The organism is Aquamicrobium zhengzhouense (assembly GCF_016124105.1).
GTDB lineage: Bacteria > Pseudomonadota > Alphaproteobacteria > Rhizobiales > Rhizobiaceae > Aerobium > Aerobium zhengzhouense.
Genome location: NZ_JADGMQ010000007.1, coordinates 50,708 through 77,232, shown reverse-complemented (window position 1 = coordinate 77,232; position 26,525 = coordinate 50,708). Strand labels below are relative to the sequence as shown.

Genomic DNA, 26,525 nt, shown 5'->3' with positions numbered 1-26,525 from the left:
TTTAGGTCAGTGCGAGGGCGCAAAGAGGCGGTCACGCGAGCTGGCAAGGTGCGCTTGCATCAGCGCGCGTGCCTGATCGGAATCGCCATTCGCGATCGCATCGGTGATCGCAGTGTGCTCGACAAAGACATGTTCGAGGCCGTCCGCAGTCCGCCGCAGCGAAAGCCCGTGAAGACGCATGCCAACTGCAATATGCTCTTCAAGCGCCTGCATCGCCGTTACGAAGTACGGATTGGCCGAGGCCTGGGCGATCGACAGATGAAACATGAAATCCGCGTCCGCGCGGTGAGCCTGACGATTCGTCGCTTCGCGTAGAAGTTTGAGGGCCGCCCGGATCTTCTCCAGTGCGTCGGGGCTGCGGCGCTGCGCGGCCATTGCTGCCGCTTCCGGCTCGATGGTCAGGCGGAAATCAAAGCAATGCTGAAGATCAGCCAAATTCTCCATCTGACCGAAGCCAAGCGGCTCGCGGATGCCTTGTTCACGGACAAAGCTGCCAGCTCCCCGCCGCGAATATATCAGGCCCTGATCGCGCAGCCGTTGCAGTGCCTCGCGCACAACAGGGCGCGAGACCTGGAATTCGGCTGCAAGCGCGTGTTCGGTCGGCAGGCGCTCATCGACCGAATAAGCGCCGGACTTGATCGATTTCTGTATCCGCTCGAAGACAGTATCTGCGAGACTTCGCCGACCGGACAGACTTTCCGACATGCGTCTACCTGGCTCCTGAAGATGACGGAATAACAAGATCAACTAAGGTTGCGGATTGGCCAAAACCGCCTGATTTGGACACAACAGTCAAGCCGTTCCGTGCACGCGATACGGGAAGTCCCGGAAGTGCCTCACCCAGCACCTCCAGCGAGGTGATACCCATATGGCGAAGGATCGACTGCGCGGTTGCTCCCCCCGACAGCACCAGCAGACCATCTTGAGCAGGAGAAAGCCGGTCGAGGCTGGCAGCAAGTGCCGACGCCACCTCTTCCCCGCTGCGCTTTGATGCACCCGGCGTTGCCTGTATCAAGATGATATCTGCATCACTTTGCGCGTCAGATGCGACTTCGCCGTTCGGGGCGGGAAAATAGGCCAGTTCCGGTTGCGCCGCACGCAACGCATCGATTTGCGCCAGGGTTATCGGATCCGTCGAGCCGATCACGAAGCAGGCAGGCTTCAGCGGGTAATCCGGACGCGCTTCCTGATCGGAGCAAAGTCGCCTGGCAAGCGCTTCTGCAAGGCCACGAGCGCCGATGTAAAGGTCCGCGCCCTCACTCAGCGCGGCCTCAATGTCCGCCTGGCTGCCCGTGTCAGGGATGATTGCATTTGCGGCATGAGCGCCAAGTGCTCCGGCGACCGAAATTGGCTCGTCCACGCCGAAACCCGTGACGTTCCCGTTCTCGACGAAGCGGCCAAAGTCGGGGATGGCAGGGACAACCAAGCTGCGAGTATGCGGCAATGCGTCAAGTTCGGCGGAGATATTGCCCTTGAGGCGAGAATCCACCTTTTTGAAAATTCTGGTTCCGTCTGGCAAAGCGCTGACAAGCGCTGCCACGCGCGCTCGTGCCGAGCCAGCATCGATTTCTCGGCTGTCGGAGGAAATGGCAAGGATTCGCGGGCGTGCGGCAAGCGCAGCTTCGAGGCCTTCAAGCCCCAATGCTGCATGCGTTGCGATACCTCGCATCGCGAAGGGCGCGGCTGAATCCAGCGCGCCCGTCAGATCATCTGCAATGATCGCAAGTTCAAGCATCGGTCAAAGCTGCGCGACGCTCGGCCTGGACGTCGGGATCAGGGTCAAGGTTAGCCGCGAGCAACCTTTGCGTGTAGGGCTCGCGGGGCGCATCAAAGATCTGCTCCGTGGGGCCCATCTCGACGATTTCACCCGACTTCATCACGATGACCGTGTCGGCAAAGTCACGGACGACGCCAAGATCGTGCGCGATGAAGATGAAGGAAATGCCCAGGCGCTGCCGCAGGCCATCAAGCAGGGCAACGACCTGCGCCTGGATCGACACGTCCAGCGCAGAGACCGCTTCGTCACAGATGATTAGTTCCGGCTCGAGAGCAAGCGCCCTTGCAATGGCGATGCGCTGTCGCTGACCACCCGAGAATTGGTGCGGATAGCGATCGACATGCTCTGCTGCGAGCCCGACCTGCTCAAGAAGCTCGATGACCCGCTTGCGGCGTTCGGCCTTGTTGGGCATCAGCTTGTGAATGTCCCAGCCTTCCGCGATCAGATCGTAAACCGACATGCGCGGGTTGAGCGACTGGGTAGGGTCCTGAAAGACCATCTGGATCTCGCGGCGGACGGTGAGCAATTCCCGCTGGCCGATCGTGATGAGATCCTTGTCTTTCCAGTAGGCGTGGCCGCTATCGGCGTCTTCGAGCCGCAAAAGCGTGCGTGCAAGCGTCGACTTGCCGGAGCCGCTTTCGCCAACGACGGCAAGGCTCTGGCCGCGTGTAAGGTTGAAAGAAACGCCCTTCAACGCATCGAAATTGCCGTAGGTCTTCTGCAGCTTCTCAACCCGCAGCAGAACAGGTGAGGTTTCATCGAGAAGCTTGATCTCGCCCTTGCCAGGCGCCGCCGAGATAAGGCGCTGCGTATAGGGATGCTTGGGCGCGTGATAGACCTCGCGCGGGGTTCCCGTCTCGACAATCACGCCCTTGTTCATGACGACGACCCGGTCGGCAATCTCGGCCACCACGCCAAGGTCGTGGGTAATGAGGACCATCGCCATGCCGGTCTCAGCCTGAAGCTCCTTCAGAAGAGCGAGGACTTCGGCCTGAATGGTCACATCCAAAGCCGTGGTCGGCTCGTCAGCGATGAGGATATCCGGCTTCAGCATCAGCGCCATGGCGATCATCAGCCGCTGCCTCTGGCCGCCAGAAAACTGGTGCGGGTACTTCTTCATCGCCTTTTCGGGCTCAGGAATACCAACGCGGGCGATCAGCTCCAGCGCGCGCTTGCGCGCAAGATCCTTCGGCCGGCCATGAGCCGTCATCATCTCGATGATCTGCCAGCCCACCGAATAGACCGGGTTGAGATGCCCGAGCGGATCCTGAAAGATCATGGCAATCTTCTTGCCATTGAGCGCACGGTGTTCCTCGGGGCTGACCTTGAGAAGGTCCTTGCCTTCATAAAGGATCTCGCCGGAGACGATTTCCGCCGGGGGAATGTCGAGCAAATTCATCACGGCGCTCGCGGAAACGGATTTGCCGGATCCGCTCTCGCCAAGGATCGCCAGCGTCTCGCCGCGCGACACCGACCAGCTCACATTGCGCACCGCGTGAACGGTGCCGCGAGCGGTATGGAAATCCACCGTGAGGTTTTTGACGGTCAGCAGGGCGTCAGACATTCTTCTTCCTCTTGGTTTCCAGGCGCCAGCGCTGGGCGGGATCAAGAGCAACGCGCATCCAGCTCGACAGAAGGTTCAGCGACAGCGCGGTGAGGACGATCATCAGACCGGGCCAGAAAGCGAGCCACCACGCGGTGTTCAGGTAAGGCCGGCCCTGGCTGACCATCAGGCCCCAGGTAATGCCCGGAGGCTGAACGCCGATACCAAGGAAGGACAGCGAGGATTCGGCGAGCATGACGAACGCGAAATCGAGCGTCGCAATCGTCACCAGGGTTGGGGTGACCACCGGCAGGATGTGCTTGAGGATGATGCGTGTGTGCGTTGCGCCCATGACCTTTGCGGCCTGAACGAACATGCGTTCGCGCACTTCAAGCACTTCGGCGCGCGTGGTGCGCAGATAGATCGGGATACGCGTGATCGCGAGGACCAGGATCATGTTCGGGATGGATGGCCCCAGCACGTAGAGCACCACGACCGCGATCAGCAGCGACGGGAACGACATGATGACGTCGGCAAGCCGCATGATGATTTGTGAGACGTGCTTGCCCGCATAGCCAGCCACCAGGCCAAGCGTCGCGCCAATGGTCAGGGCAACCGCCACGGTACCAAGCGCGATGAGGATCGTGCTGTGTGCCGCAACGATGAGGCGCGCGAGCATCGAGCGGCCAAGCGAGTCTCCCCCGAGGAAGAAGGCCCAGCCCCGATCAAGGCTGAACGGGGGGAAGTTACGCCCGCGCAGGTTCTGCTGGGTTGCAATGTCGCCCAGCAGCGTTGGGCCGATCAGCGCCGCAACGATGATCACCAGAAGGATGATCGCGGAAGAAAAAGCCAGCTTGTCCCGCCACAGCATCGACAAGAGCGATGGGCCTTTATCAGCGACCGTCGACTGCGGTCCAGAAATCACTTCAGCCATCGGTTTATCCTAATTCCGAATGCGCGGATCGAGCACGCTGTAGGCGATATCAATCAGGATATTCATGACGAAAATTGCCAGCGCCGTGATCATGATTGCCGCCAGGACGACGTTGAAGTCGCGCTGCAGGATGGAGTCGATCATGAGCTTGCCGATGCCGGGGAAGCCAAAGATCGTCTCGACAATGACAGCACCGTTCAACATCGCGGCTGCCTGGTCACCAATGACCGTGATCACCGGCAGCATGCCGTTGCGCAGCGTGTGCACAAAAATCAGGCGGGTGTTCTTCACGCCCTTGGCGCGCGCGGTCTTCACGTAGAGCGACGACAGCGCCGAGAGCATCGAGCCGCGCACGACCTGCACCACAAGACCGAACGGGCGGATGAAGAGAACAGCGATCGGCAAAATCCAGTGCCAGGGCGTGCCGACACCGGAAGTCGGCACCCAGCCAAGGCCGATCGAAAATACGACAATCGCAACAATCGCGATCCAGAAATCCGGAGCCGAGGCGCCGATAAGGGAGATGATCGAGACAAGACGGTCGAAAAACCCGCCCACATTGAAGGCAGCGAGCGAGCCAAGGACAATCGCGGCCACCACGACGAGGCTCATCGTGATCAGGGCCAGCGGCAGGGTCCAGGCGTAAGCTTCAAGAACAACGTCCAGAGCCGGGCGTGCCTTGCGCAGGCTGTCGCCAAAATCCAGCTGGGTCAGATCTACGATGTAATGCCAGAACTGTTGAATGATTGGCAGATCGAGCCCGTGCAAGCGCCGGAACTCTTCCTTCATCTGCTCCGTAGCATCGATGGGCAGGAACAGTACGGCCGGATCGCCGGTCAGTCGCGACAGAAAGAAAACAAGCACCATCAAGACGAGCAGCGAAAGGATGCTCGCGATGGCGCGTTGCCCGATCATCTTGATCATTTGCATAGTCCTTGGACGGGAAGCGATGCCGGGCGGACCCGGCATCGCCTGTATGCGGCTTATTTGAAGCCGATTTCACTCAGCTGAAGCTGCTGATTTGTCGCGATGGTCGGCTTGAAGTCCAGACGTTCGCCAACACGGCTGTGACCAACCATATGGAAGAGCAGAGCGTCAGCGACGATCTCGTCGTGGACATAGGCAAACAGCTCGGACCAGCGAGCTGCGCGCTCTTCGCCGGTTGCAGCGGTTGCTGCTTCGATCAGCTCATCGGCCTTCGGATCGTTGACGCCCGACTGCGTGCCCTGGCTGTGGTACTTGAAGTACATTGAGAACACCGGGTCACCACGCGAATTGTCGTGCTGTGCGACGACGAGCTGCGCCGGACGGCCTTCCGGATACGGCTTGGAATAGTACTGCTCATGCTCGGCAACTTCGACCATGCGCAGGCTTGCGTTGAAGCCGACATCGTTCAGCATCTGCACCAGCGCCTCGCCAACTTCAGCGACGTGCGGGAAGTTCTCGGTACGCGCAATCACCTCAACCGGCGCCTTGACGTTGACGCCATCGGCTTCCGCCTCGGCAAGCCATGCCTTGGCCTGCTCCGGATCAAAAGCGTGCGGCTTGAGGTCCGGGTTCCAGCCGAGGGTGGTCGGCGGGGTCATTGCCGTTGCAAGCTCGGTGCCTTCAGCCAGAACGGTCCCGATGAACGCCTCACGATCGATCGCAGCGTTAAGCGCCTTGCGGACGCGGATGTCGCCCATCGGCTCAACGGTCTGGTCGATGCGCAGATAGACGGTTTCCGAGTTCGGATAGGTGAAGTCGGTTTCCGGGTTCGTCGCCTCAAGCTCGGTGATCTGCGGAGCAATGTCTGCCTCGCCGGTTTCAACCATTGCCGCGCGGACGGCAGGCTCGGAACGGAATACGTAGGTCGCCTTGGTGACGGCAGGCAATTCGCCCCAATAGTCATCACGACGCTCAAGAACGATCTGCTGACCGGCGGTCCAGTCAGTCATTGCGTATGGACCGGTGCCGATTGGCTCACGAACGAATTCGACCGGGGTCTCGGACGGCACGATCGTCACCAGCGACATCAGGAGCGGAAGAATCGGCTGCGCCGGCTCTGCCTTGATGTTGATGGTGTGCGGATCGACAACGTCGAGGGTCAGCTGCGTGTCAGCGAAATAACGCTTGCTCTCGCAGGTGATCTGATCGCTGAAAACGCGGCCGAACGAGTGCTTGACGTCGTTCGCATCAAAGTCGCTGCCGTCAGAGAATTTGACGTTCTGACGAAGCTTGAACTGCCAGGTGCCGTCGCCGAGATCTTCCCAGCTCTCCGCCAGTCGACCGGTCAGACCCTTGTCGCCACGAACGTCCAGCTCGGTCAGCGTCTCGCTGATGTTCTGCATGATGACACGACCGATATTGGAGCGGGTCGCCATGCACGGCTCGACGAGATCCAGCTCCTCGCTGAGCACCACGGTGATGTCGGTATTGGCCTGCGCCAACGCCGGAACGATGGATGTGGTCGCCATCAAGGCGCCAAAGAAAATAGGCTTGAGATTCACATTCGCCTCCCGTCGCAGTTGCCGATTTCAACATGCGCCGCTGCGGTCGACTCATGCTGATCGCACTCGTGAGCCGCTCTCCCGGCGCTGGTCGCCACTATCCAAAAACCACCCAATGTTGTCAATTACAAATCCTTACACAGCGAACAGCCACCGCGGGAGACATTATAAAATATTGATTTTACGTTATTAATTTAATCGACAAAGGCGGAGATAGGGTGAGTGACAAATTTGCAAACTTGACAACATGTTTCGTACGCGAGAATTTGCAGCGAATTTTCAGCCTCAGGAGGGGATATGCTGCCGGATGAAATTGCAGCTCTTATGAACGGGCAGTTGCATGAGGGTGCGGACCAGCGGTTGGAGGCATTTCTGCCCTCCCCCATGGTTCAGAATCACGCCGCCTTCCTGGAGACCCTCGATGACGGGTCCGTCGTCTGCCTGTGGTTTGGCGGTACGCTCGAAGGGAAGTCGGACATCTCGATCTACGCCTCGACGCTCGCACCCGGAGCGAAGGCATGGAGCACCTATAGCCAGCTGAGCGACGACCCGGACCGCTCGGAGCAGAACCCGGTGCTCTGGAAAAACGGCAACGGCGTATGGCAGCTGCTGCACACGGCGCAGCCTTCCGGAAACCAGGACGAATGCATTCTGCGTGCACGGAAGATTTCGTTCCACGACGGTCTCCTGTCAGGTGACGAGCCTCGCGTGATCGACCTGCCGCGCGGCTGCTTCATTCGCGGACGCTTCGTGCGCCGCAAGGACGGCGCGTGGATGATGCCCATTTTCCGGTGCGTCTCGCGTCCGGGCCAGCGCTGGAATGGCAGCCACGACACTGCCGCTGTCGGCATCAGCCATGACGAAGGCGCGACCTGGACGCTTCACGAAGTGCCGGGTTCGATCGGTTCTGTCCACATGACGATCGTTCCAATGGACGGCGATCACATGGTCGCCTTCTACCGCCGGCGGCAGTCGGACTTTGTGCATCGTTCGGAAAGCCTCGATGGCGGCATGACCTGGTCAGAGCCGCAGCCAACGGATGTCCCGAACAATAATTCCTCGATCAACGTCATCCGCCTCAAGGATGGCCGGCTGGCAATGATCTGCAACCCGGCCTCGGCAGCGACTTCGGATGCTCGTCGCGTCTCGCTCTATGACGAGATCGAAGAAGGCGACGATCGACCAGACGCAATCGGCGGCTGCAACCCGATCTGGGGCGTTCCGCGCGCACCCTTGACGCTGTGCGTGTCGGATGACACCGGCATCAGCTGGGGAACGCGCCGCATCGTTGACACCAGCTCGGGAGCCTGCCTGTCCAACAATTCGGAAGACGGCCGCAACCAGGAACTGTCCTACCCCTATATTCTGGAAGGCAAGGACGGCGAATTGCACATCGCCTACACCTACTTCCGGCGCGCGATCAAATATGTCCGTCTCCCCGCGGGATGGATCGACGGAGGCAATTCGTGACGCAGATCATCGGAATAACCATGGGCGACCCCGCTGGGGTCGGCCCTGAAATCTCGGTCAAGGCGGTAGCCGAAATGTCGCCGGAAGAGCGCGCCCTGACGCGCATCTATGGCAATCGCGCAATTCTGGAAAAGGCTTGCGCGGTGACCGGTGCGGCCATCAATCTGGATGAGATCGCAGTTGACCTGCCGATCGAAGGCCCGGAACTGGAGTGGGGCAAGCTCGACCCGCGCGGCGGCGATGCAGCTTTCCGCTTCATCGAAAAGGCCGTGCGCGATGCACAGGCAGGCGAAATCGGCTGCATCGTGACAGCACCGATCAACAAGGAAGCGCTGAACCTTGCCGGTCACCACTATGACGGGCACACCGGGATGCTCGCTGCCCTGACCGGGCAGAAGTCGGCATTCATGCTGCTGGCCTCCGAGCGGCTGAAGGTCATTCACGTCTCGACCCACGTTTCGCTTAAAACCGCTATTGACCGTGCAACGCCCGAGCGGATCCTCGCGACGATCCGCGCCGGCAATGATCACCTCAAGCGGATTGGCTACGAGAACCCGCGCATTGCGGTGGCTGGCATCAACCCGCACTGCGGTGAATCGGGCCTGTTCGGCAACGAGGACGATCTCCAGGTCGCCCCGGCTGTTGCCATGGCTCAGGCGGAAGGCATCAATGTTGTCGGCCCGATCTCGGCGGACACCGTCTATCACCGTGCCTACTCCGGCGCGTTTGATCTGGTGATCGCCCAGTATCACGATCAGGGGCACATCCCGATCAAGCTGGTTGCCTTCGACACCGCCGTCAACGTCTCGCTCGGCCTGCCAATCGACCGTACCTCGGTCGACCATGGCACCGCTTTCGACATTGCCGGCACCGGCAAGGCAAACCACGTCAACATGAAATCCGCGATCGCCTATGCGCGGCGCCTTGTTGCGGGAGCATCAGCATGAACCCTGCCCTGAACCTACCCGTCCATGGCGTATTCTGCGCCGCAGCTACCCCGGTTCTCGAAGATGGAACGCCCGATCACGGCGCATTCTCGCAGCACTGCAAGGCGCTGATCGAAGAAGGGTGCCACGGCGTTGCCCTGCTCGGGACGACCGGCGAAGCCAATTCGTTCAGCATCGACCAGCGCATGGCGATCCTCGAAAACCTGATCTCGTCGGGCGTCGAGGCTGACCGGCTGCTGCCGGGCACATCACAGACCAACGTGGCCGACAGCGTCAAGCTGGTGCGCCACGCGGTTGATGCGGGCGTCAAAGCCTGCGTTGTCCTGCCGCCCTTCTATTACAAAGGCGTCAGCGATGAAGGCCTGTTCCGCTTCTATGCAGAACTGGTCGAGGGCGTTGGCAGCAACGATCTGCGTGTCATTCTCTACCACATCCCGCCGATCGCACAGGTTGGCATCTCGCTGGAACTGACCGCACGCCTGCGCGACGCCTTCCCCGGCATTTTCGTTGGCGTCAAGGACAGCTCCGGCAAGCTCGAGAGCATGCAGGCATTCACGCAGGCCTTCGAGAACTTCTCGGTTCTGGCCGGCGCTGATCCGCTCATGCTGCCGCTCCTGAAGGCTGGCGGTGCGGGCTGCATCACCTCGAGCTCCAACCTCATCGGCAAGCACCTGCGCGACGTCTTCGACAATTTCTTCGATGAGAGCCAGGCGGAGAAAGTCGAGAAGGCGCAGGGCCGGATCAACGCATGGCGCGATTTGTCCAACGCCTATGTTCAGCTGCCGACGATCAAGGGAATGCTTGCGCGCCGCCGCAGTCATGCCGGCTGGACGCGTGTACGCCCGCCGCTCGTCGAACTGAACGAAGCCGAACTGGCAAATGTCTGGGCGCAGATGGATCGGCTGGAGGCGGAAGACAATGGCTGATACGTCCCTCACTCTTGCAAGAGCCATCACCGTCGTTCAGCCACCGCGGCTGGAGATCGGGGCCGGTTCAATTTCGCGCCTCGGCGAATGGGCTGCCGCTTACAAGCGGGTCTTCGTCATCGCGATGGGCCCTACCGTCGACTTCGTCGAGCGGCTGAACCTCAAAAGCGAGCTGACGATCTACAGCGACCTGCCACCGGAGCCGGATCTGCCGTCGTTCGATCTGGCACTTGATGCAGCGCGCTCCTTCAAGCCAGACCTCGTTGTCGGTCTTGGCGGGGGCTCGGTGATGGATGTGGCCAAGCTGATCGCCGCGCTTTGGGACAAGGATCTCGCGCTCCCCGACGTCGTTGGCGCGGGCAAGATTCCCGGCAGACAGACGGCCCTTGCCCAGATCCCGACCACCGCAGGCACCGGCTCTGAAGCCGGCATCCGCGCGCTCGTCACCGATCCGCAGACACTGGCGAAGATGGCGGTCGAGAGCACGCACATGCTTGCCGACATCGCGATCCTTGATCCGGAGCTCACCTATTCGGTTCCAGGTCCCGTCACTGCCGCAACCGGCGTTGATGCCATGGCACACTGCGTCGAGGCGTTCACGAACATCAAGGCGCATCCGCTGATCGACGGCTATGCGCGTCAGGGCATCGAGCTTGTCGGACGTTATCTGGCACGCGCGGTCGCCGACGGAACGGATACTGAAGCCCGCGCGGGCATGATGCTGGCCTCCTATTATGGCGGCATCTGCCTTGGCCCGGTGAACACTGCCGGCGGTCACGCCCTTTCCTATCCGCTCGGCACCAGGCTGAAATTGCCGCATGGCCTCGCCAATGCGATCATCTTCCCGCATGTTCTTGCCTATAATGCGCAGGCGCGGCCGGAAAAAACGCAGGAAATCGCGACCTGGCTTGGCTTCGACAATTCAAGCCCGGAGGCCCTGCTTGCTTCCAGCGTCAACTATTGCCGCCAGCTCGGCGTCGAGATGAGCCTCGAAAAGCATGGCGCGAAGGCCGAAGAATTGGGTCTGTGGGCCGAAGAAGCCTTCGCCATCAAACGTCTGATCGACAACAATCCACGAGCATTCACGCTTGAAGACGTAGAAGCGATCTATCGCGCTGCGTTCTGACAGAACATGAAAAACGGGGCCAGATCGGCCCCGTTTTTTTGTTTCTCAGCGATGATGCTGCCAGCCTTGCGGCTTATAGCGGGTATTGGGCAACGCCGTCTTCCTGCACCGTGATCCAGTGGGTGCGGGTGAACTCTTCCAGGATCCAGTTTCCGTTGAAGCGGCCAAGGCCCGAGTTCTTCTCGCCGCCAAATGGTGCGTTCGGCTGGTCACCGACCGACATGTTGTTGACGTGGGTCATGCCGGCCTCGATCCCGCGCGCAAAGCGCACGCCGCGCTCGAGATCGCGGGTGTAGACGCAACTCGACAGGCCAAACTCGGTCGCATTGGCAAGTTCCAGCGCATGCGCCTCGTCACGCGCCTTGATGATCGGCAGGACAGGACCGAACGTCTCATCCTTGGCGATCGACCATTCAGGATCGACATCGACGAGCACGTGCGGAGGCAGGACATTGCCTTCTGCTTCGCCGCCAACGATCTCGCGGGCGCCGTCCTTGAGGGCGCGCTCGATGCGGCCTTGCACGTCGGCAAGCTGCTTTTCGTTGATGATCGGGCCGATCACGTTTTCCATCAGGTCCGGATTGCCCCATTTCAGCGCCTTGACGCGCTTTTCGACGGCGGCAACGAACTGGTCATGCACCTTCTCGTCGACGATCGCCCGGTTGGTGCTCATGCAGATCTGGCCCTGGTGCAAGAAGCGCCCCGCAACGGCACCAGCGGCGGCATCCTCAATATCTGCATCGTCCAGAACAACGATTGGAGCATTGCCGCCAAGTTCGAGAGCGACGCGCTTGATGGACTTGCCGCCGGTGGCGATCCGGCCAATGCCCTGTCCTACCGGGGTCGAGCCGGTGAAGGAGATGAAGCGCGGAATTTCATGTTCCACGAAGGCGTCGCCGATCTCGCTGCCTGCGCCGACGACGACATTCATGGTACCGGCTGGCGCGCCTGCCTCTTCAAAGATAGCGGCGAGAAGCGTGCCGCCAGACACCGGCGTGTCGCTTGCAGGCTTGAGCACCACCGTATTGCCCGTTGCCAGAGCCGGAGCGACAGAACGCATGCTCAGGTGGAACGGGAAGTTCCACGGGCTGATGACACCGATCACGCCCAAGGGCGCACGGTAGACCCGGCTCGACTGGCCGGGGAAAATCGATGGCAGGATTTCGCCCTGCATACGGGAGGGGAAGCTTGCGGCCTCGAGCACGATCCCTTTCGCGCTCATCAGTTCGATGGTCGCCTTGAGACGTGTGCTGCCGGATTCGCGAATGATCCAGCTGATGATCTCTTCTGCGCGGCTGTCCAGAACCTGCACAACGCGCATCATCAATTCGGCGCGTCCCTGCGGCAGCGACTTGCCCCAGCTTTTCTGCGCAGCTAGCGCCGCCTGATAGGCCTGATCCAATTGCGCCCTGGTGGCTTGTTGAATCTCCAGCAGGGTCTCGCCGTCATAAGGATTTATGTCGGTGTTAACGCGGTCGGATTCACCTGCCACCCACTGGCCCTCGATAAAGAGCTGATGCAGATTTTGGTAGGCACTGGACGAAGCTGTCATATTGTATGCTCTCCAATATTGAGATGAACCGACCGTCTTTTGCGACACGCGCAGCACTGGATGGCGCGACAGCCTGATGGCTGGAATGAGTTGAGCCTGACCAACAGGCGAGGTCCGGTCGATTGCGGCATGTCATGCGGCATGAGGGTAAGATCGGCAATCGGTTAAAGCCCGCATCGCTTCAACTCTCGGTGAAGTGAGCCGACCAACGCTTCATCAAAGCGGGGGGCCGAACAGTTCAGCGCCTGCCTGAAGACGAAAAAGGGCGAGACGATGGATCGCCCCGCCCCCCTGACGAGAAGTGTGTGCCCCCTAGCCCAGCACTTCCCGAACAGCTTCCGCCGTCTTGCCGACGACTTCTTCGGCCTCTGCCCTCGTCAGGCAAAGCGGCGGAGCAAAGCCCAGAATATCACCCTGCGGCATGGCTCTGCCGATAATGCCGCGTTTGAGGAGGGCCGCAGTCACACTTGGCCCGACCTTCTTTTCAGCGCCGAAGAAGCGACGCTGCTCGCGATCTTCGACAAACTCGATTGCGCACAGCATGCCCTCTCCGCGGATCTCGCCGACATGCGGATGATCGCCAAGCGCTGCCTTCATCGCTTCGTTGAAGAACGCGCCGGTCTCGCCTGCATTCTTCACCAGCCCGAGTGAATCGACGAGCTTGAGGTTGGCAATCCCGGCTGCTGCGCCAATCGGATGGGCAGAATAGGTCCAGCCATGGCCGATCGCGCCATTTTCATCCGTTCCACGCTCAAGAACGCTCCACATGCGCTTCGATATGATCGATCCTGACAATGGCGCGTAGGCCGACGTCAGTCCCTTAGCGATGGTGATGATATCGGGCTCGATGCCGTAATGGTCCGAGCCGAACATCGAGCCAAGGCGTCCGAAGCCGGTGACGACCTCATCGGCGATCAGCAAAATGTCGTGCCGGTTCAGAACTTTCTGGATCGCAGGCCAGTAACCGGCGGGTGGCGGAACGATGCCGCCCGTGCCCAGAACCGGCTCAGCGATGAAGGCCGCGATGGTGTCGGCCCCTTCGCGCGCGATCATCTTTTCAAGCTCGTCGACGCAATAGGCGACGAAGTCAGCCTCGCTCATTCCAAGATCCGGCCTGCGGAAAAAATACGGCGCCTCGGTATGGAGGATGCCCTCCAGCGGCAGGTCAAACTTGTCATGGAAGAGCTTCAGCCCGGTCAGCGAGCCAGTGACGAGACCGGATCCGTGATAGCCCCGCCAGCGCGAGATGATCTTCTTCTTTTTCGGCCGTCCTAGAATGTTGTTGTAATACCAGATCAGCTTGACGTTGGTTTCATTCGCGTCGGACCCGCCAAGGCCAAAATAGACCTTCGACATGTTCTTCGGCGCGCGCTCCAGAACCATCTTGGCAAGGGTGATGGAGACTTCGGTGCCATGACCGACATAGGCGTGATAATAGGCGAGCTCCTTTGCCTGCGCGGCAATTGCTTCGGCGATTTCCTGCCGGCCATACCCGACATTGACGCAGTAGAGGCCCGCAAATGCGTCGAGCAGCCTCTTGCCGTCGCGATCTTCGATATAGACGCCCTCACCGCCCGAGATGATGCGGGTCGGAGTTTCACCGCGCGCATGCTGGGCAAGATGGGTGGATGGGTGGAAAAAGTTCTCGCGATCCCACTGGTCCAGAACGTCGTTGGTCAGCATTGGTATTCCTCCTGCAATTCCCGCATCAAGAATTCGAGCGGCAGACATATTTGAGGTCGGTGTAGGCTTCGATGCCGTGGCGGGAGCCTTCGCGGCCGATGCCAGCCTGCTTGAAGCCACCAAACGGCACCGGCGCACCGGTGATCTTGGTGCGGTTGACCGCAACCATTCCGAAATCCAGTTGGCGTGTCATGCGCTCAATCCTGCCAGCGTCTGCCGTGTGCAGATAGGCAACAAGCGCAGTTTCCGTGCTGTTGGCTTTCGCAAGCACTTCGGTTTCATCATCAAACGGCGCGAAAGCGGCGATGGGTCCGAACGTCTCCTGGCGGAAAATGGCAGCGTCTTCAGGAACGTCCGCCAGAACTGAAGGTTCAAAATAGAGCGGGCCAGCTTGATGAACCTTGCCGCCTGCGATGAGCCTTGCACCGCGTGCCATCGCATCCGTCACATGTTCGATCTGCTTTTCGATGGCTCGGCCATTGATGAGGGGGCCGATATCGGGATCACTGAGCCCCGGCCCGATCCGCATGGCTCTGACCTTGTCGGCGAAGGCCTCGACGAAACGATCATAGATGGGCCGCTCGATGTAGAGGCGGTTTGCGGCAAGGCAATCCTGGCCCGAGGTAGCAAACTTTGCCGCTATCGCATGCTCCACGGTGCGCTCAAGATCGCAATCGGCAAAAGCGATGAACGGGGCGTGCCCGCCAAGCTCCATGACGAGGCGCTTAATCGTCGGGGCGGACTGGCCGTAAAGGAGGCGTCCCACTTCGGTTGACCCGGTGAACGAAACGATCCGCACTATAGGCGAAGCGGTGAGAACTTCGCCGATCTGCGGTGCATGACCGGTCACAACGTTGAACACGCCGGGCGGGAAACCAGCCCGCTCCGCAAGCTCGGCAAGGGCGAGCGCCGAGAACGGCGTTTCCGACGATGGATGAGCCACGATCGTGCAGCCCGCAGCAATCGCAGCCGCTGCCTTGCGCGTCAGCATCGCCGAAGGAAAGTTCCACGGTGTGACCAGCGCGGCGACGCCGAGTGGCTGGCGGGTGATACGCATATCCGCGCCGGCAAGATGCGATGTTACGCTCTCGACATTGAGACGCTTCGCTTCCTCAGCATAGAATTCGACGAAGGATGCGGCATAGTCGATCTCGCCGAGAGCTTCGGAGAGCGGCTTTCCCTGCTCCTGCACCATCAGGCGAGCAAGATCATCGCGCGCAGCGACGATCTGATCATGCCAATGGCGAAGCAATTTCGACCGCGTGCCGGGGCTCTCATTCGACCAATCGGCGAAGGCCTCTTGCGCCATTTCGATCGCGGCTTGCGTATCGACCTTATTGAGCGCTGGCACCGTCCCGACGCGTGAGCCGTCTGCCGGATTCGTAACGTTGATCGTCTGTTCGCTCGAGCCCTGGGTCCATGCCCCGCCGACATAGGCGAATTCGCGAAACAGTCGCGGGTCTTTCAAGGCCGAGAGATTGGCCTTTTCGAATATGGCGAGTGAAGTCACGGCAGGTCCTCCCAAGGATGATCTGCTACGATCATGCCCTGCCCGGTGCCGATGATTGTTGGGTTCGAAGGAGCGCGCGCCGAATTTTCTTCGGTATGTGAGGCCAGCAGGGTTCATTCCTTTGCCTGCCCTTCAAGCAGCTGTTCCAGGGGCAGCGATGCGCTTTTGACAGCCTTGGTGACGACATAGGTGAAGTAGCGCGCAAGGCCGACACGGGCCTCCAGCAAATGGTCAACGAGACGCTGGTAGCTGTCGATATCGCGGGTAACGATCTGCAATATGTAGTCAAAGCCACCGCCTACGGCCCAGCAGAAGACAACTTCGTCCAGCGGCGCGATGGCTCGCTCGAAGAGCTGAAAGTCCTGAACGCGATGTGTCTCCAGTTCAGCCGCCATGAAGACGGTTACGTGCGGCGACAGTTTTCGCAGCTGAATATCGGCCCGATAGCCCGTGATGATGCCGGCATCTTCGAGCCGCTTCAGGCGCTCCCAGGCTGGCGCTGCCGAAAGGTTGACGCGCTTGGCCAGTTCCGCCTTGGAAATCCGACCTTCCCGGCTGAGGATGGCTAATATCTTGAGGTCGCGGTCATCCAGCTTCAGCATGCCCTGGCATCTTCTCAGGTGATGATTGCCGTTCCGGAACGCTTTTGGCGTGCCATCTCGATTGCGAAAGTCGCGATCGCGGTGTCTTGCGCGCCGGTTCCGGTCAGGTCGCAGATCGTGATTTCGTCGTCGGAGGTTCTCGCGCGATGCTTGCCGGAAAGGATGTCGCCAAGTTCAGGGGGTGTGCCCTTCTGCCAGACACCGGAACTGATCGCGGCACGTAGTTCGCCCAGCACTTCAACCTGGCTGAGCCGGTCGCAGACATAAAGATCTGCAGCGGCAAGCGCGGCAGGGTCGATCTCGTTCTTCCCTGTCTGATCCGAGCCCATCGCGGTGATGTGCAGGCCGGGGTGAAGCCAGCCCGCTTTCAGGACGGGCTCCTCTGCCGGTGTCGTTGTCACCACCAGCTGGCTTTGGGCAACGACTTCCTCAGCATCAGCAACCGCGAACGCTTCGATCCCAAGCTTCCTACCTATATCGTCGGCACAGCGTTGCGCCTTTTGCGCATCCCGTCCCCACACAAGCACACGGCTGAACGGGCGAACGAGATGTGCCGCCTCGATTTGCAACCGTGCCTGAACACCGGTGCCAATTACGCCTGCCGTCGTGACCTCGCGGGGTGCGAGATGGCGGGCTGCAACGGCACCTGCCGCAGCGGTGCGGATGTCCGTGAGATAACCGTTATCGAGCAGCAGCGCCTCGACCAGACCTGTCTTCGCCGAAAAAAGGATCATCAGCCCGTTGAGGCTGGGAAGCCCGAGCGCCGGATTGTTGAAGAAGCCGGGGCTGACCTTGATGGCGAAGCCGTCGAAGCCGCGAATATAGGCCGTTTTTACATCGACCTCGCCATTTGCTTCCGGGATCGCCATGGACAGGATCGGCGGCATGACGACGTCGCCGGAGCCGAGAGCGCGAAACGCACGTTCAACCACGTCAATCGCCTCAAGGTCGAGCTTCACCAGCGCGCGCAGTTCAGTCTCGGTGAGGATCTTGATCTCATGCGCCATAGGCTCGCCCCTCCACCGTCACGGAGCCCAGCGTCACCCTCTTCCCGGTAACCACATCGGTGAACGCTGCCATATCGAGGTTGCGTCCGGTGATGATCGTCGCGACGGGACCGCGAAGAGAAGCGATCCTGCCCGCCTTCATGGCAGCGATACCGACAACGCTCGCTCCCTCGGCAACCAGCCGGTCTTCGAAATAAAGCGTCTGCATCGCGTCATAGATCTCGCCTTCCGAGACGAGAATGACATCGTCGAGAAGGTCGCGGCACATCGCGAAGGTGAAACTGTTGTCCACGCCGATACCCCCGCCAAGCGAGTCGGCGAGGCTGGCAACTTCCTCGACCTCTATCGGGCGTCCGGCACGAATGGAGCCGTGCATCGCCGCGCCGCGATTCATCGACACGCCAATGACCTTGATCCAGGGCTTGATCTCCTTGGCGGCGAGCGCAATGCCGGCTGCAAGACCGCCCCCCGAGAGAGGGACCAGAATTGCCGAAAGGTCCGGACAGTCTTCGAGGAGTTCGAGACCGATCGTGCCCTGCCCCGCAATGACCAGCGGATCATCGAATGGCGGGACTTCAACGAGGTTTTCGTCCCGCGCCAGTCGCCTGCTTTCCAGAAGTGCATCGTCCTGGCTTCTGCCAACGATGCGCACCTCTGCGCCAAGCGCCTTGATGCCGTCCACCTTGGCCTGCGGGACCAGTTCCGACATGCAGATGACGGCGCGAAGTCCCCGCGCTCGGGCTGCGTAAGCAATTGCGCGTCCATGATTGCCGGTCGAGCAGCATGTAACGCCAAAGGCGCCTGCGGGAAGGTTGGCGAGCGCATTGGCTGCACCACGCAGCTTGAATGCGCCACTTGGCTGGGTGTTCTCCAGTTTCAGCAGGAAATCCTGGCCCGCAACGCCACTCATATACGGCGAAGGGATCAGCGGCGTGCGAATGACGCTCTTTTCGATGGTCTGCCGCGCTGAAAGTACATGAGCGATCTGAAGTTTCACATCGCCTCCTTCACGGCGCTGAGAAACTGCTGCGTACGTTCTTTTTGCGGATTGCTGAAAAGCTGATCCGGAGAGCCCTGCTCTTCGATCTTGCCGCCGTAGAAGAAGCAGATACGGTCGGAAATGTCCTTGGCGAAACCCATCTGATGGGTGACCATCAGCATGGTAAGGTTGTACTCCGACACGAGCTTGCGGATGACGTTGGTGACCTCGCCGATGACTTCCGGATCAAGCGCGGAGGTGACCTCGTCAAACAGCATCACCTTTGGTCGCATCGCCAGCGCACGGGCAATTGCAACCCGCTGCTGCTGCCCGCCAGACAGCCGCGAAGGATGCTGATCGCGCTTATCCGCCATGCCAACCATGGCGAGAAGGTCTTCGGCACGCTCACGCGCGTCCTTTTTGGACATGCCAAGGACGTGCACCGGGCCTTCCATGCAGTTCTCCAGCGCCGTCATGTGCGGGAACAGATTGAACTGCTGGAAACACATGCCGATCTTCGACCGGATCTGGCGTACATGGCGGCTGTTTGCCGGTACGAGATGGTCGCCCTTTGGCATGTGGGTCAGCGGCTCACCGTCGACATAGATCACCCCGCCATTAATGCTTTCGAGCGTCATCAACATGCGCAAGACGGTTGTCTTCCCCGACCCGGAGGGGCCGATGATCGTCACCATCTCTCCCTCGGCAACATCGAGATCCAGCGAGTCCAGCACGGTCAGGCTGCCATAGCTCTTGGTGACCTTGCGAAAGCTGACCATTGGCCGGTCCGGTCCGTCCAGGCTCAGGGGAAAGCCGCTCAGGTGCTTTTCGCTCATCAAATCATTCCCAGTTTCTTGCGCAGCCAGCTTTCGAAAATGCGGATGGCGGCTGCGGTCGGTAGTGACAGGGCCAGGAAGATGATCCCGACCAGCGTGTAGGGCTCAAGGAAGCGATAGGTCTCGGAGCCGATCGCATTGGCGGTGTGCATGAGTTCGGCAACGCCGATGACGGAAAGCATCGGCGTATCCTTGAGAATGCCGACGAGGTAATTGCCCATGCCCGCCAGTGACGGTGGCATCGCCTGCGGAATGATGACGCGAAAATAGGTGCGTGCGGTCGAGAGGTTCAGGGATGTGGCGGCTTCCCACTGGCCCTTCGGCACACTGTCGAGACCACCGCGATAGACCTCGGAAAGATAGGCCGCGTAGTGCAATCCGATCGCGATCATGCCGGCTGTCCAGGGTGACAGCCTGAGCCCGAATTGCGGCCCGACATAGAAGACGAAGAAGATCTGCAAGACGAGCGGCGTCGAGCGGATGAACTCGACAATCTCGCGCACGAGCACGGTGAGAACGCGCGATGGCGTGCGTTGGGCCAGAGCAAAGACGAGCCCCAGCACCACCGCAATCGCATAGCCGAAACCGGCAGCCATCAGCGTATTGCCGGTGGCAACAAGAAGCCGGGGCAGGATGTCGAAGGTAAAATCCCAGCGCCAGTCAAGCATCGCTACGCCCTCCCCAGCTTGCGCTGCATGACCCGCTCCAACCAGCGCATGAAGGGCGTGATCATGAAGCGGGCGATGATGTAGTAGATGACGAGCGCCGTGCCGAAGGTTTCAGCGGACAGGAAGGTGGTGCCGTTGATCTGCTTGACCTGGAACATGAGATCGGCGACCGCGATCAGCGCAACGAGCGCCGTGCCCTTCAACAGCTCGATCAGGAGGTTGCCCCAGGACGGCAGCATGATCAGCAGGGCTTGCGGCAAGATCACCCGCACCATTCGCTTGGCCGGCGACATGTTGAGAGCGAGTGATGCTTCCCATTGCCCTTTGGGCACGGACAAGATGGCACCGCGCACGAGTTCCGCGCCATAGGCGCCAAGGTTCATGCCGACCGCGACGAAGCCAGCGGTAAACTTCTCAAGCGAAATGCCAAAGAGCGGCAGAACAAAGAAGATCCAGTAGAGCTGGACCAGAAGGGACGTTCCCCGGAAAATCTCGATATAGACGACCGCCACCCCGCGAACGAGGGCATTCGGTGCCATGCGCATTAGCCCGGCGGCAAGCGCGATGGCCATGGCAAGCAGCGCAGCAAGGACGGTCAGGACGATGGTGACCAGCGTGCCGCTGATGATCCGGTCGCCGTACTGGCTGAGGAATTCGAAGTAGGACATGCCGCTCGGCCTTTTCCGACAGCGCCACGAGGGCGGAGGCAGTCACCTGTTGCCAGGTTCAGCAAGGAGCGGCGGGCCGGCGACGCGGCCCGCGCAAGGTCGTGCTGTTATCGGTTGGCGCAGACCCATTCGGTGGTCTGATCGCCCGGCAACGATGCTTCGGCGTAGCCATATTCGGCAACGGCCGACATCATGCCTTCCGACCCGACATATTCCTTCAGCGCCGCGTTGAACTTGTCGAGGAATTCCTGGTCGGACTTGCGGAAACCGATGCCTGCCCAGTTGAAGGATTCTTCCGGCATCGCGGTCGGATCAGTTGCCTCAACTGTTCCGTTGGAACTGTCCGCAAGCTGCTTCATGGTGAAATAGGTGCCGGCTCCAGCGTCAGCGCGTCCTGCCCTGACCGCTGCAAGGATTTCCGTTGGTCCGGGCACCTGCATGATGCTAGCTTCCGGAACGCCAGCACCCTTGGCGGCTTCAATGTTCGAGTAACCCGCTCCGGTGACCATGATGGCGCTGGCTTCGTTCAGGCTCTCGTAATTGCCGATGTTCTTCGGATTTCCAGGTGCCACGATGAAACCGTCGCCCACCGTCGCGATTGGTTCGGAGAAGGCGATGTTCTCACAGCGGCTGGCAAGGATGTTCATGCCGCCGGTAACGATATCGAAGCGGTTGGCGTTGAGCCCGGGGATCAGCCCGCCCCACTCCGTCTGCACAGCCTCGATGTTCTCGTAGCCCATCTGCTTGAGAATGCCGATCGTCATCACGTTGACGAAACCTTTGGGGCTGCCGTCGTCACCCGGATAGGCAAACGGGATCTCGTTCGCGAAGCCGATCCGGATCGCTTCGCCCGCTTCCGCCTTTTCCAGCAAGGACTGCGCAAGGCTCGATCCGGCTGTCGCGCCCACGACCAAGACGGCCATGCTGGCCGCGGCAACGCTTTTGAAAAACTTGCTCTTCATGGCTCTCTCCTGTGTTCCACCGATGTGCTTTCTTCTTATGTTGTGCACAACATCATGTACTGCGCGGCCATGTCAACGGTTTTTCCGGTATTTTTGCTCGTCACGCATCGCGTGTTGCTTTCCTTCTCGCTAGATGTACACATTAGGTGAGTTTGCCTGAGAGCGCTTCCGGGAGGAGCATATGCCGGCCGTTGATCTGCCATTCACCAGAAACGAGTACACTCGCCGCCTGACCAAGGTCCGCAAGGCCATGGAAAAGCAGGGTCTCGACGTTCTTTTCGTCGAGGATCCGTCGAACATGGCGTGGCTGACCGGCTATGATGGCTGGTCGTTTTACGTGCATCAGGGCGTGCTGGTGTTCCATGATGCTGATCCGATCTGGTGGGGCCGCAGCCAGGATGCAAATGGCGCAGTACGCACGGTCTGGATGAGCGATGATCGCGTGTTCGGCTACGCGGACAATTACGTCCAGTCTACCGTACGCCACCCGATGCAAGACCTTGCCTCGATCCTGCGCGAGAAGGGTTACGCCAACAAGCGCATCGGCGTTGAGCTGGAAAATTACTACTTCTCAGCGAAAGCCTACCTCGTCCTGCGCGAAGAGCTTGCCGAGGCCGAACTGGTGGATGCGACGGCGCTCGTCAACTGGCAGCGCGGCGTCAAATCTGACGAAGAAATCGCCTTCATGCGCAAGGCTGCCAGGATTGTGGAGAACATGATCGATGGCGTCATGGAGCGCGTTGAGCCGGGCCGGCCAAAGAACGAGATTGTCGCGGAAATTTATGGCGATGCGATCCGGGGCGTGGATGGTGCGTGGGGAGACTACGCGTCCATCGTTCCGCTGCTGCCTTCCGGCACCGACGCAGCCGCGCCGCACCTGACCTGGGATGGCCGTCCCTTCCAAAAGGGCGAGGCAACCTTCTTCGAAATTGCTGGCTGCTATCGCCGCTATCACGTGCCGTTCTGCCGCACGCTTTTCCTTGGAAAGCCGCCGCAGGAGATGGTCGATGCCGAAAAGGCTCTGGTCGAAGGGCTGGAAGCCGGGCTAGACGCCGCACGGCCTGGGGGTCCTGCCGGTGAAGTCGCCAAGGCTCTGTTCGGCTCGCTCGAGCGCGCCGGCATCAAGAAGGACAGCCGCTGCGGCTATCCGATCGGCATTTCCTACCCGCCAGACTGGGGCGAGCGCACGATCTCGTTCCGCAAGGAAGAGGAGACCATTCTGGAGCCAGGCATGACCTTCCACTTCATGCCGGGGCTGTGGATGGAAGACTGGGGTCTGGAAATCACCGAGAGCATCCTGATCCGTGAAAGCGGCCCCGCAGAGTGCTTCTGCGATCGCCCGCGCAAGCTCTACATCAAGGATTGAGATCCCTTCATGGACATGCTCGCCCGCACCAGCCAGATCCTTGGCGATCTGATCGCCTTTCCGACGGTCTCATCCGACAGCAACCTTGAGCTGATCACCTATGCTGCGGACCTCTTGTCGGATGCAGGGGCAACGATCTCGCTCTCTCGCGACGAAACCGGCACCAAGGCAAATCTGTTCGCCACACTTGGCCCGGCGGGCGATGGCGGGATCGTCCTTTCCGGCCATTCGGATGTCGTGCCGGCAAATCCCGAGGAGTGGTCGAGCGATCCGTTTGAAATGACGCGGCGCGGTGATCGCCTTTATGGACGTGGCACCTGCGACATGAAGGGCTTCATCGCCGCTGCAATCGCGATGGCGCCGCGCTTTGCTGATGTGGATCTTGCCCGACCGCTCCACTTTGCCTTGACCTATGACGAGGAGGTTGGCTGCTTCGGCGCACGCGCCCTCGTCCAGGAACTGGAGCGGGCTGGCATTCGTCCTTCAGTTGCGATCATCGGCGAACCGACCGAGATGAGGGTGATCGAGGGACACAAGGGCTGCTACGAATACACCACCGAATTTTCCGGCATCGAGGGCCATGGCTCGCAGCCCGACAAGGGTGTCAACGCCATCGAATATGCAACGCGTTACATCTCGCGGATGCTCGAACTTGGCGAACAGATGAAGGCGCGCGCGCCGCAGGCAAGCCGTTTCGATCCACCCTGGACGACGCTTCAGGTCGGACGCATCGAAGGTGGCACCGCGCGCAACGTGATTGCCGGGAACTGTTCCGTCGAATGGGAAATGCGCCCCATCAACATCGACGACGCAAATTTCGTCAAACGCGATCTGGGAAATTATGCGGACAGCGTGCTTCTGCCCTTGATGCGCAGAGTCTCGTCGGATTGCGCGATCATCACCCGTACCGTTGGCGAGGTCGAGGGGCTTCAGGTGGTGGAGGCTTCGGAAGCACGTGAAATCGTCTTCGAACTTACAGGCTGTCGCCACGCCGATGTCGTGCCGTTCGGCACCGAAGCGGGCCTTTTTCAGACCGCCGGTATCTCGTCCATAATCTGCGGGCCGGGTTCAATTGCCCAGGCCCACAAACCGGATGAATTCATCGAGATCAGCCAGCTTGCTGCCTGCCTGGAAATGCTCGACAAGCTGGTGCTGAAGCTTGGTGATCAGGGGGCCTCTTTTGCTTGAGGGGGATATTGTGGCGCAGACTGTCGCAGAGGAACAAGCGCCGGCCGATGACAGCGCCCGAGGACGCTTTGCGCGCATCTATCAGGCGCTTCGCTCGCGTATCTGCCTTCTCGACTATCCACCCGGCAAACGTTTGCGAGAGGAGGACCTTGCGGAGGAATTCGGGGTGTCGCGCACGCCGGTGCGCCGGGTTCTCGTCAAGCTGGAAGCCGAGGGGCTGCTGCGTTCCGTCCACGGCGTCGGGACCATCGTTACCGATATCGATGCCGAGGAATTGGCGCAGGTCTACGAAATCCGCGTCGAACTGGCGGAACTGATCGGCAAGCTCTCGCCGGTTGAAGTCAATGAAGAGCTGATCGAGAAATTTCGCGACATACGCGCGCGTTGCGAGCAGCTGACAGAAGGCAGCGATGTCCGGCAATTCGCGTGGCTGAATATGGAGTTCTTCCATCTCTTCACCAGCCTGACGAGGAACGAGCCGCTGCGTGAACTCAGCGAGCGTCTCTACTATCAGACCAGCCGCATCTGGATGAAAACCGCATTGCAGATTCGGGACTATCAGGAGCTTCTCGACAACGAGTTCCGCACCTTTCAACGCGAGGTCGCCGATATTGCCGAGGCGGTGGAGCATGGCGATGTCGCGGCGGCGGCTTATGTCAGGCGCGTGCACATCGCGCTCAGCTATGCCCGCATTCGCCGCGCTTTTGCGGAAAATTCCTGAACAGCGCGAAAGCCCCGGTCACTGAAATGAGGGAAGAAGAAGGATCGAAAACACGCCTCATGAGTTGAGAGACGAATTTGCAGTTTGCCAGTCGGCGGGATTCGTGCGCTAATTTCCGCTCATGTGATCGGAGGATCGTATGTTCGAAGGCTTTGATGCCCTGCTTCTGGCTCGCATCCAGTTCGCATTCACCGTCTCCTTCCACTTCATCTTTCCCGCTCTCACGATCGGCCTGGCAAGTTATCTGGCGGTTCTGGAAGGTCTGTGGCTATGGACCGGAAAATCGGTCTACCTCGATCTCTTCCGCTACTGGATCAAGATATTCGCCATCAATTTTGGCATGGGCGTCGTCTCCGGTATCGTGCTTTCCTACCAGTTCGGCACCAACTGGTCGGTCTTCTCTGATCTTGCAGGGCCCATTGTCGGTCCCTTGATGGCTTATGAGGTGCTCACCGCTTTCTTCCTTGAGGCCGGCTTCCTCGGCATCATGCTTTTCGGGCTCAGCCGGGTCGGCAAGGGGTTGCACTTTGCGGCAACGCTCGCCGTCGCATTCGGTACGCTCCTTTCCTCATTCTGGATCATCGCCGCAAATTCCTGGATGCAGACGCCAGCCGGACATACCTTCAATGAGGTCGGGCAGTTTGTTCCGGAAGACTGGTGGGCGATCATCTTCACACCCTCCTTCCCCTATCGGCTCGTTCACACGGTGCTCGGCTCGTATCTCACCACCGCACTGGTGGTGGGAGCGGTGGCTGCGTGGCACCTCTTGCGCAAGCACAACACGCACGGCACGCGGGTCATGTTTACGATGGCGATGGGGATGATCGTCGTGACCGCGCCGATCCAAATCTTTGTCGGTGATCTGCACGGGCTCAACACGCTTGAGAATCAGCCGGTCAAGATCATGGCTATGGAGGGGCATTTCGACAGCCATCCCGACGGTGCTCCGCTTTACCTGTTCGGAATTCCTGACGAGGAGAACGCCACCCTTCGCTATCCGATTGCGATTCCAAATCTTGGCTCGCTCATTCTCAAGCACAGCCTCACGGCGCCGATGGATGGGCTCGAAACCGTTGCTCGGGAAGAGTGGCCGCCCGTTGCCATCATCTTCTGGTCTTTCCGCATCATGGTCGGGCTTGGAATGCTGATGCTGGCGCTGGGCGGGATTTCGCTGCTGGCCCATCTGCGAGGGCGACTTTACGACTGGCCCCTCCTGCACCGTTTCGCGATTGTGATGGGGCCAGCAGGGTTTGTTGCCGTCATCGCCGGTTGGGTGACGACGGAGGTCGGGCGACAGCCCTACACGATTTACGGCCTGTTGCGGACGGCAGATTCTGTCTCTCCGCTTGATGCGCCCGCTGTCGCTGCCTCGCTCATCGCCTTCATCATTGTCTATTTCGCGGTGTTCTCGGTCGGCATCTGGTACATTTTGCGACTGATGGCGCACGCGCCCATGCCGGCAGAGTCGGGCCTTGAGGGCGGCACGGCACCGATCCGGACGGCGGGCATTACACCCGCTGCAGCAGTCCGGCCTGATCTTGCCATCGGCTCTGATTCCAAGGGAGAATGAG

24 protein-coding genes are annotated in these 26,525 nt (G+C 60.2%); 8 read left to right on the top strand and 16 right to left on the bottom strand.

Going from position 1 to position 26,525, the window contains the following annotated elements; genetic code table 11:
* Positions 1–6: 6 nt before the first annotated feature.
* Genes IOD40_RS11385 through IOD40_RS11360 form a run of 6 tightly spaced genes read right to left on the bottom strand, consistent with a single transcriptional unit; the run spans position 7 to position 6,710 of the window.
* Complete coding sequence (locus IOD40_RS11385; RefSeq protein WP_198476659.1) at positions 7–705, bottom strand: FadR/GntR family transcriptional regulator; 699 nt, start codon at positions 703–705, stop codon at positions 7–9.
* A gap of 4 nt (positions 706–709) precedes the next feature.
* A complete protein-coding gene (locus IOD40_RS11380) occupies positions 710–1,735 on the bottom strand; it encodes a four-carbon acid sugar kinase family protein (RefSeq protein ID WP_198476658.1) in 1,026 nt (341 codons plus the stop codon).
* Complete coding sequence (locus IOD40_RS11375; RefSeq protein WP_198476657.1) at positions 1,728–3,341, bottom strand: ABC transporter ATP-binding protein; 1,614 nt, start codon at positions 3,339–3,341, stop codon at positions 1,728–1,730. Before IOD40_RS11375 ends, IOD40_RS11380 begins: the two co-directional genes overlap by 8 nt.
* Positions 3,334–4,254 carry an ABC transporter permease gene (locus IOD40_RS11370; RefSeq protein WP_198476656.1) on the bottom strand — a complete coding sequence of 307 codons (921 nt, stop codon included), beginning with the start codon at positions 4,252–4,254 and terminating at the stop codon, positions 3,334–3,336. The genes IOD40_RS11375 and IOD40_RS11370 overlap by 8 nt, the downstream gene beginning before the upstream one ends.
* Before the next feature lie 9 nt (positions 4,255–4,263).
* Positions 4,264–5,178, bottom strand: coding sequence for an ABC transporter permease (locus tag IOD40_RS11365; protein WP_198476655.1), 915 nt, complete (start codon positions 5,176–5,178; stop codon positions 4,264–4,266).
* A 59-nt stretch (positions 5,179–5,237) separates the two neighbouring features.
* The gene (locus tag IOD40_RS11360) at positions 5,238–6,710 is read right to left on the bottom strand and encodes an ABC transporter substrate-binding protein (RefSeq protein ID WP_198476776.1); all 1,473 of its coding nucleotides are present in this window, start codon (positions 6,708–6,710) and stop codon (positions 5,238–5,240) included.
* A 330-nt stretch (positions 6,711–7,040) separates the two neighbouring features.
* Here IOD40_RS11360 and IOD40_RS11355 point away from each other — a divergent pair, with 330 nt between their 5' ends.
* The 4 genes from IOD40_RS11355 to IOD40_RS11340 are packed head-to-tail and all read left to right on the top strand — an operon-like array spanning position 7,041 to position 11,212.
* Entirely contained in the window at positions 7,041–8,213 is a 1,173-nt protein-coding gene (locus tag IOD40_RS11355; RefSeq protein ID WP_198476654.1) for a sialidase family protein, read from the top strand.
* Positions 8,210–9,160, top strand: coding sequence for a 4-hydroxythreonine-4-phosphate dehydrogenase PdxA (gene pdxA, locus IOD40_RS11350; protein ID WP_198476653.1), 951 nt, complete (start codon positions 8,210–8,212; stop codon positions 9,158–9,160). Before IOD40_RS11355 ends, pdxA begins: the two co-directional genes overlap by 4 nt.
* On the top strand, positions 9,157–10,086 hold the full coding sequence (locus IOD40_RS11345; RefSeq protein ID WP_198476652.1) for a dihydrodipicolinate synthase family protein: 930 nt from the start codon (positions 9,157–9,159) through the stop codon (positions 10,084–10,086). The genes pdxA and IOD40_RS11345 overlap by 4 nt, the downstream gene beginning before the upstream one ends.
* A complete protein-coding gene (locus IOD40_RS11340) occupies positions 10,079–11,212 on the top strand; it encodes an iron-containing alcohol dehydrogenase (RefSeq protein ID WP_198476651.1) in 1,134 nt (377 codons plus the stop codon). Before IOD40_RS11345 ends, IOD40_RS11340 begins: the two co-directional genes overlap by 8 nt.
* A 73-nt stretch (positions 11,213–11,285) precedes the next feature.
* Here the strand turns inward: IOD40_RS11340 and IOD40_RS11335 are convergent, their stop codons facing one another.
* The 10 genes from IOD40_RS11335 to ehuB form a co-directional block, all read right to left on the bottom strand.
* Positions 11,286–12,764, bottom strand: a complete 1,479-nt coding sequence (locus IOD40_RS11335) for an aldehyde dehydrogenase family protein (RefSeq protein WP_198476650.1) — start codon at positions 12,762–12,764, stop codon at positions 11,286–11,288.
* Between the two features lie 312 nt (positions 12,765–13,076).
* The gene (locus IOD40_RS11330) at positions 13,077–14,447 is read right to left on the bottom strand and encodes an aspartate aminotransferase family protein (protein ID WP_198476649.1); all 1,371 of its coding nucleotides are present in this window, start codon (positions 14,445–14,447) and stop codon (positions 13,077–13,079) included.
* Between the two features lie 25 nt (positions 14,448–14,472).
* Positions 14,473–15,957, bottom strand: a complete 1,485-nt coding sequence (locus IOD40_RS11325) for an NAD-dependent succinate-semialdehyde dehydrogenase (protein ID WP_325099719.1) — start codon at positions 15,955–15,957, stop codon at positions 14,473–14,475.
* A gap of 113 nt (positions 15,958–16,070) precedes the next feature.
* The gene (locus tag IOD40_RS11320; protein ID WP_198476647.1) at positions 16,071–16,559 is read right to left on the bottom strand and encodes an Lrp/AsnC family transcriptional regulator; all 489 of its coding nucleotides are present in this window, start codon (positions 16,557–16,559) and stop codon (positions 16,071–16,073) included.
* Positions 16,560–16,573: 14 nt separating this feature from the next.
* On the bottom strand, positions 16,574–17,566 hold the full coding sequence (locus tag IOD40_RS11315) for a cyclodeaminase (protein WP_198476646.1): 993 nt from the start codon (positions 17,564–17,566) through the stop codon (positions 16,574–16,576).
* Positions 17,556–18,563: a hydroxyectoine utilization dehydratase EutB gene (gene eutB / locus IOD40_RS11310; RefSeq protein ID WP_198476645.1), complete on the bottom strand. Its 1,008-nt coding sequence runs from the start codon at positions 18,561–18,563 to the stop codon at positions 17,556–17,558. The genes IOD40_RS11315 and eutB overlap by 11 nt, the downstream gene beginning before the upstream one ends.
* Entirely contained in the window at positions 18,560–19,381 is an 822-nt protein-coding gene (ehuA, locus tag IOD40_RS11305; protein WP_325099718.1) for an ectoine/hydroxyectoine ABC transporter ATP-binding protein EhuA, read from the bottom strand. The genes eutB and ehuA overlap by 4 nt, the downstream gene beginning before the upstream one ends.
* Positions 19,381–20,049, bottom strand: coding sequence for an ectoine/hydroxyectoine ABC transporter permease subunit EhuD (ehuD, locus tag IOD40_RS11300; protein WP_198476644.1), 669 nt, complete (start codon positions 20,047–20,049; stop codon positions 19,381–19,383). The genes ehuA and ehuD overlap by 1 nt, the downstream gene beginning before the upstream one ends.
* Positions 20,050–20,051: 2 nt before the next feature.
* Entirely contained in the window at positions 20,052–20,717 is a 666-nt protein-coding gene (gene ehuC, locus IOD40_RS11295; RefSeq protein ID WP_198476643.1) for an ectoine/hydroxyectoine ABC transporter permease subunit EhuC, read from the bottom strand.
* Between the two features lie 107 nt (positions 20,718–20,824).
* Positions 20,825–21,679: an ectoine/hydroxyectoine ABC transporter substrate-binding protein EhuB gene (ehuB, locus tag IOD40_RS11290; protein WP_198476642.1), complete on the bottom strand. Its 855-nt coding sequence runs from the start codon at positions 21,677–21,679 to the stop codon at positions 20,825–20,827.
* Between the two features lie 181 nt (positions 21,680–21,860).
* Here ehuB and doeA point away from each other — a divergent pair, with 181 nt between their 5' ends.
* The 4 genes from doeA (at position 21,861) to IOD40_RS11270 (ending at position 26,524) form a co-directional block, all read left to right on the top strand.
* Positions 21,861–23,045 carry an ectoine hydrolase DoeA gene (gene doeA, locus IOD40_RS11285; RefSeq protein WP_198476641.1) on the top strand — a complete coding sequence of 395 codons (1,185 nt, stop codon included), beginning with the start codon at positions 21,861–21,863 and terminating at the stop codon, positions 23,043–23,045.
* 9 nt (positions 23,046–23,054) lie between these two features.
* Positions 23,055–24,233: an acetylornithine deacetylase gene (gene argE / locus IOD40_RS11280; protein ID WP_325099717.1), complete on the top strand. Its 1,179-nt coding sequence runs from the start codon at positions 23,055–23,057 to the stop codon at positions 24,231–24,233.
* 10 nt (positions 24,234–24,243) lie between these two features.
* Complete coding sequence (locus IOD40_RS11275; protein ID WP_198476640.1) at positions 24,244–24,954, top strand: GntR family transcriptional regulator; 711 nt, start codon at positions 24,244–24,246, stop codon at positions 24,952–24,954.
* A 139-nt stretch (positions 24,955–25,093) separates the two neighbouring features.
* Positions 25,094–26,524, top strand: coding sequence for a cytochrome ubiquinol oxidase subunit I (locus IOD40_RS11270; protein WP_198476639.1), 1,431 nt, complete (start codon positions 25,094–25,096; stop codon positions 26,522–26,524).
* The last annotated feature ends 1 nt before the right edge of the window (position 26,525 follow it).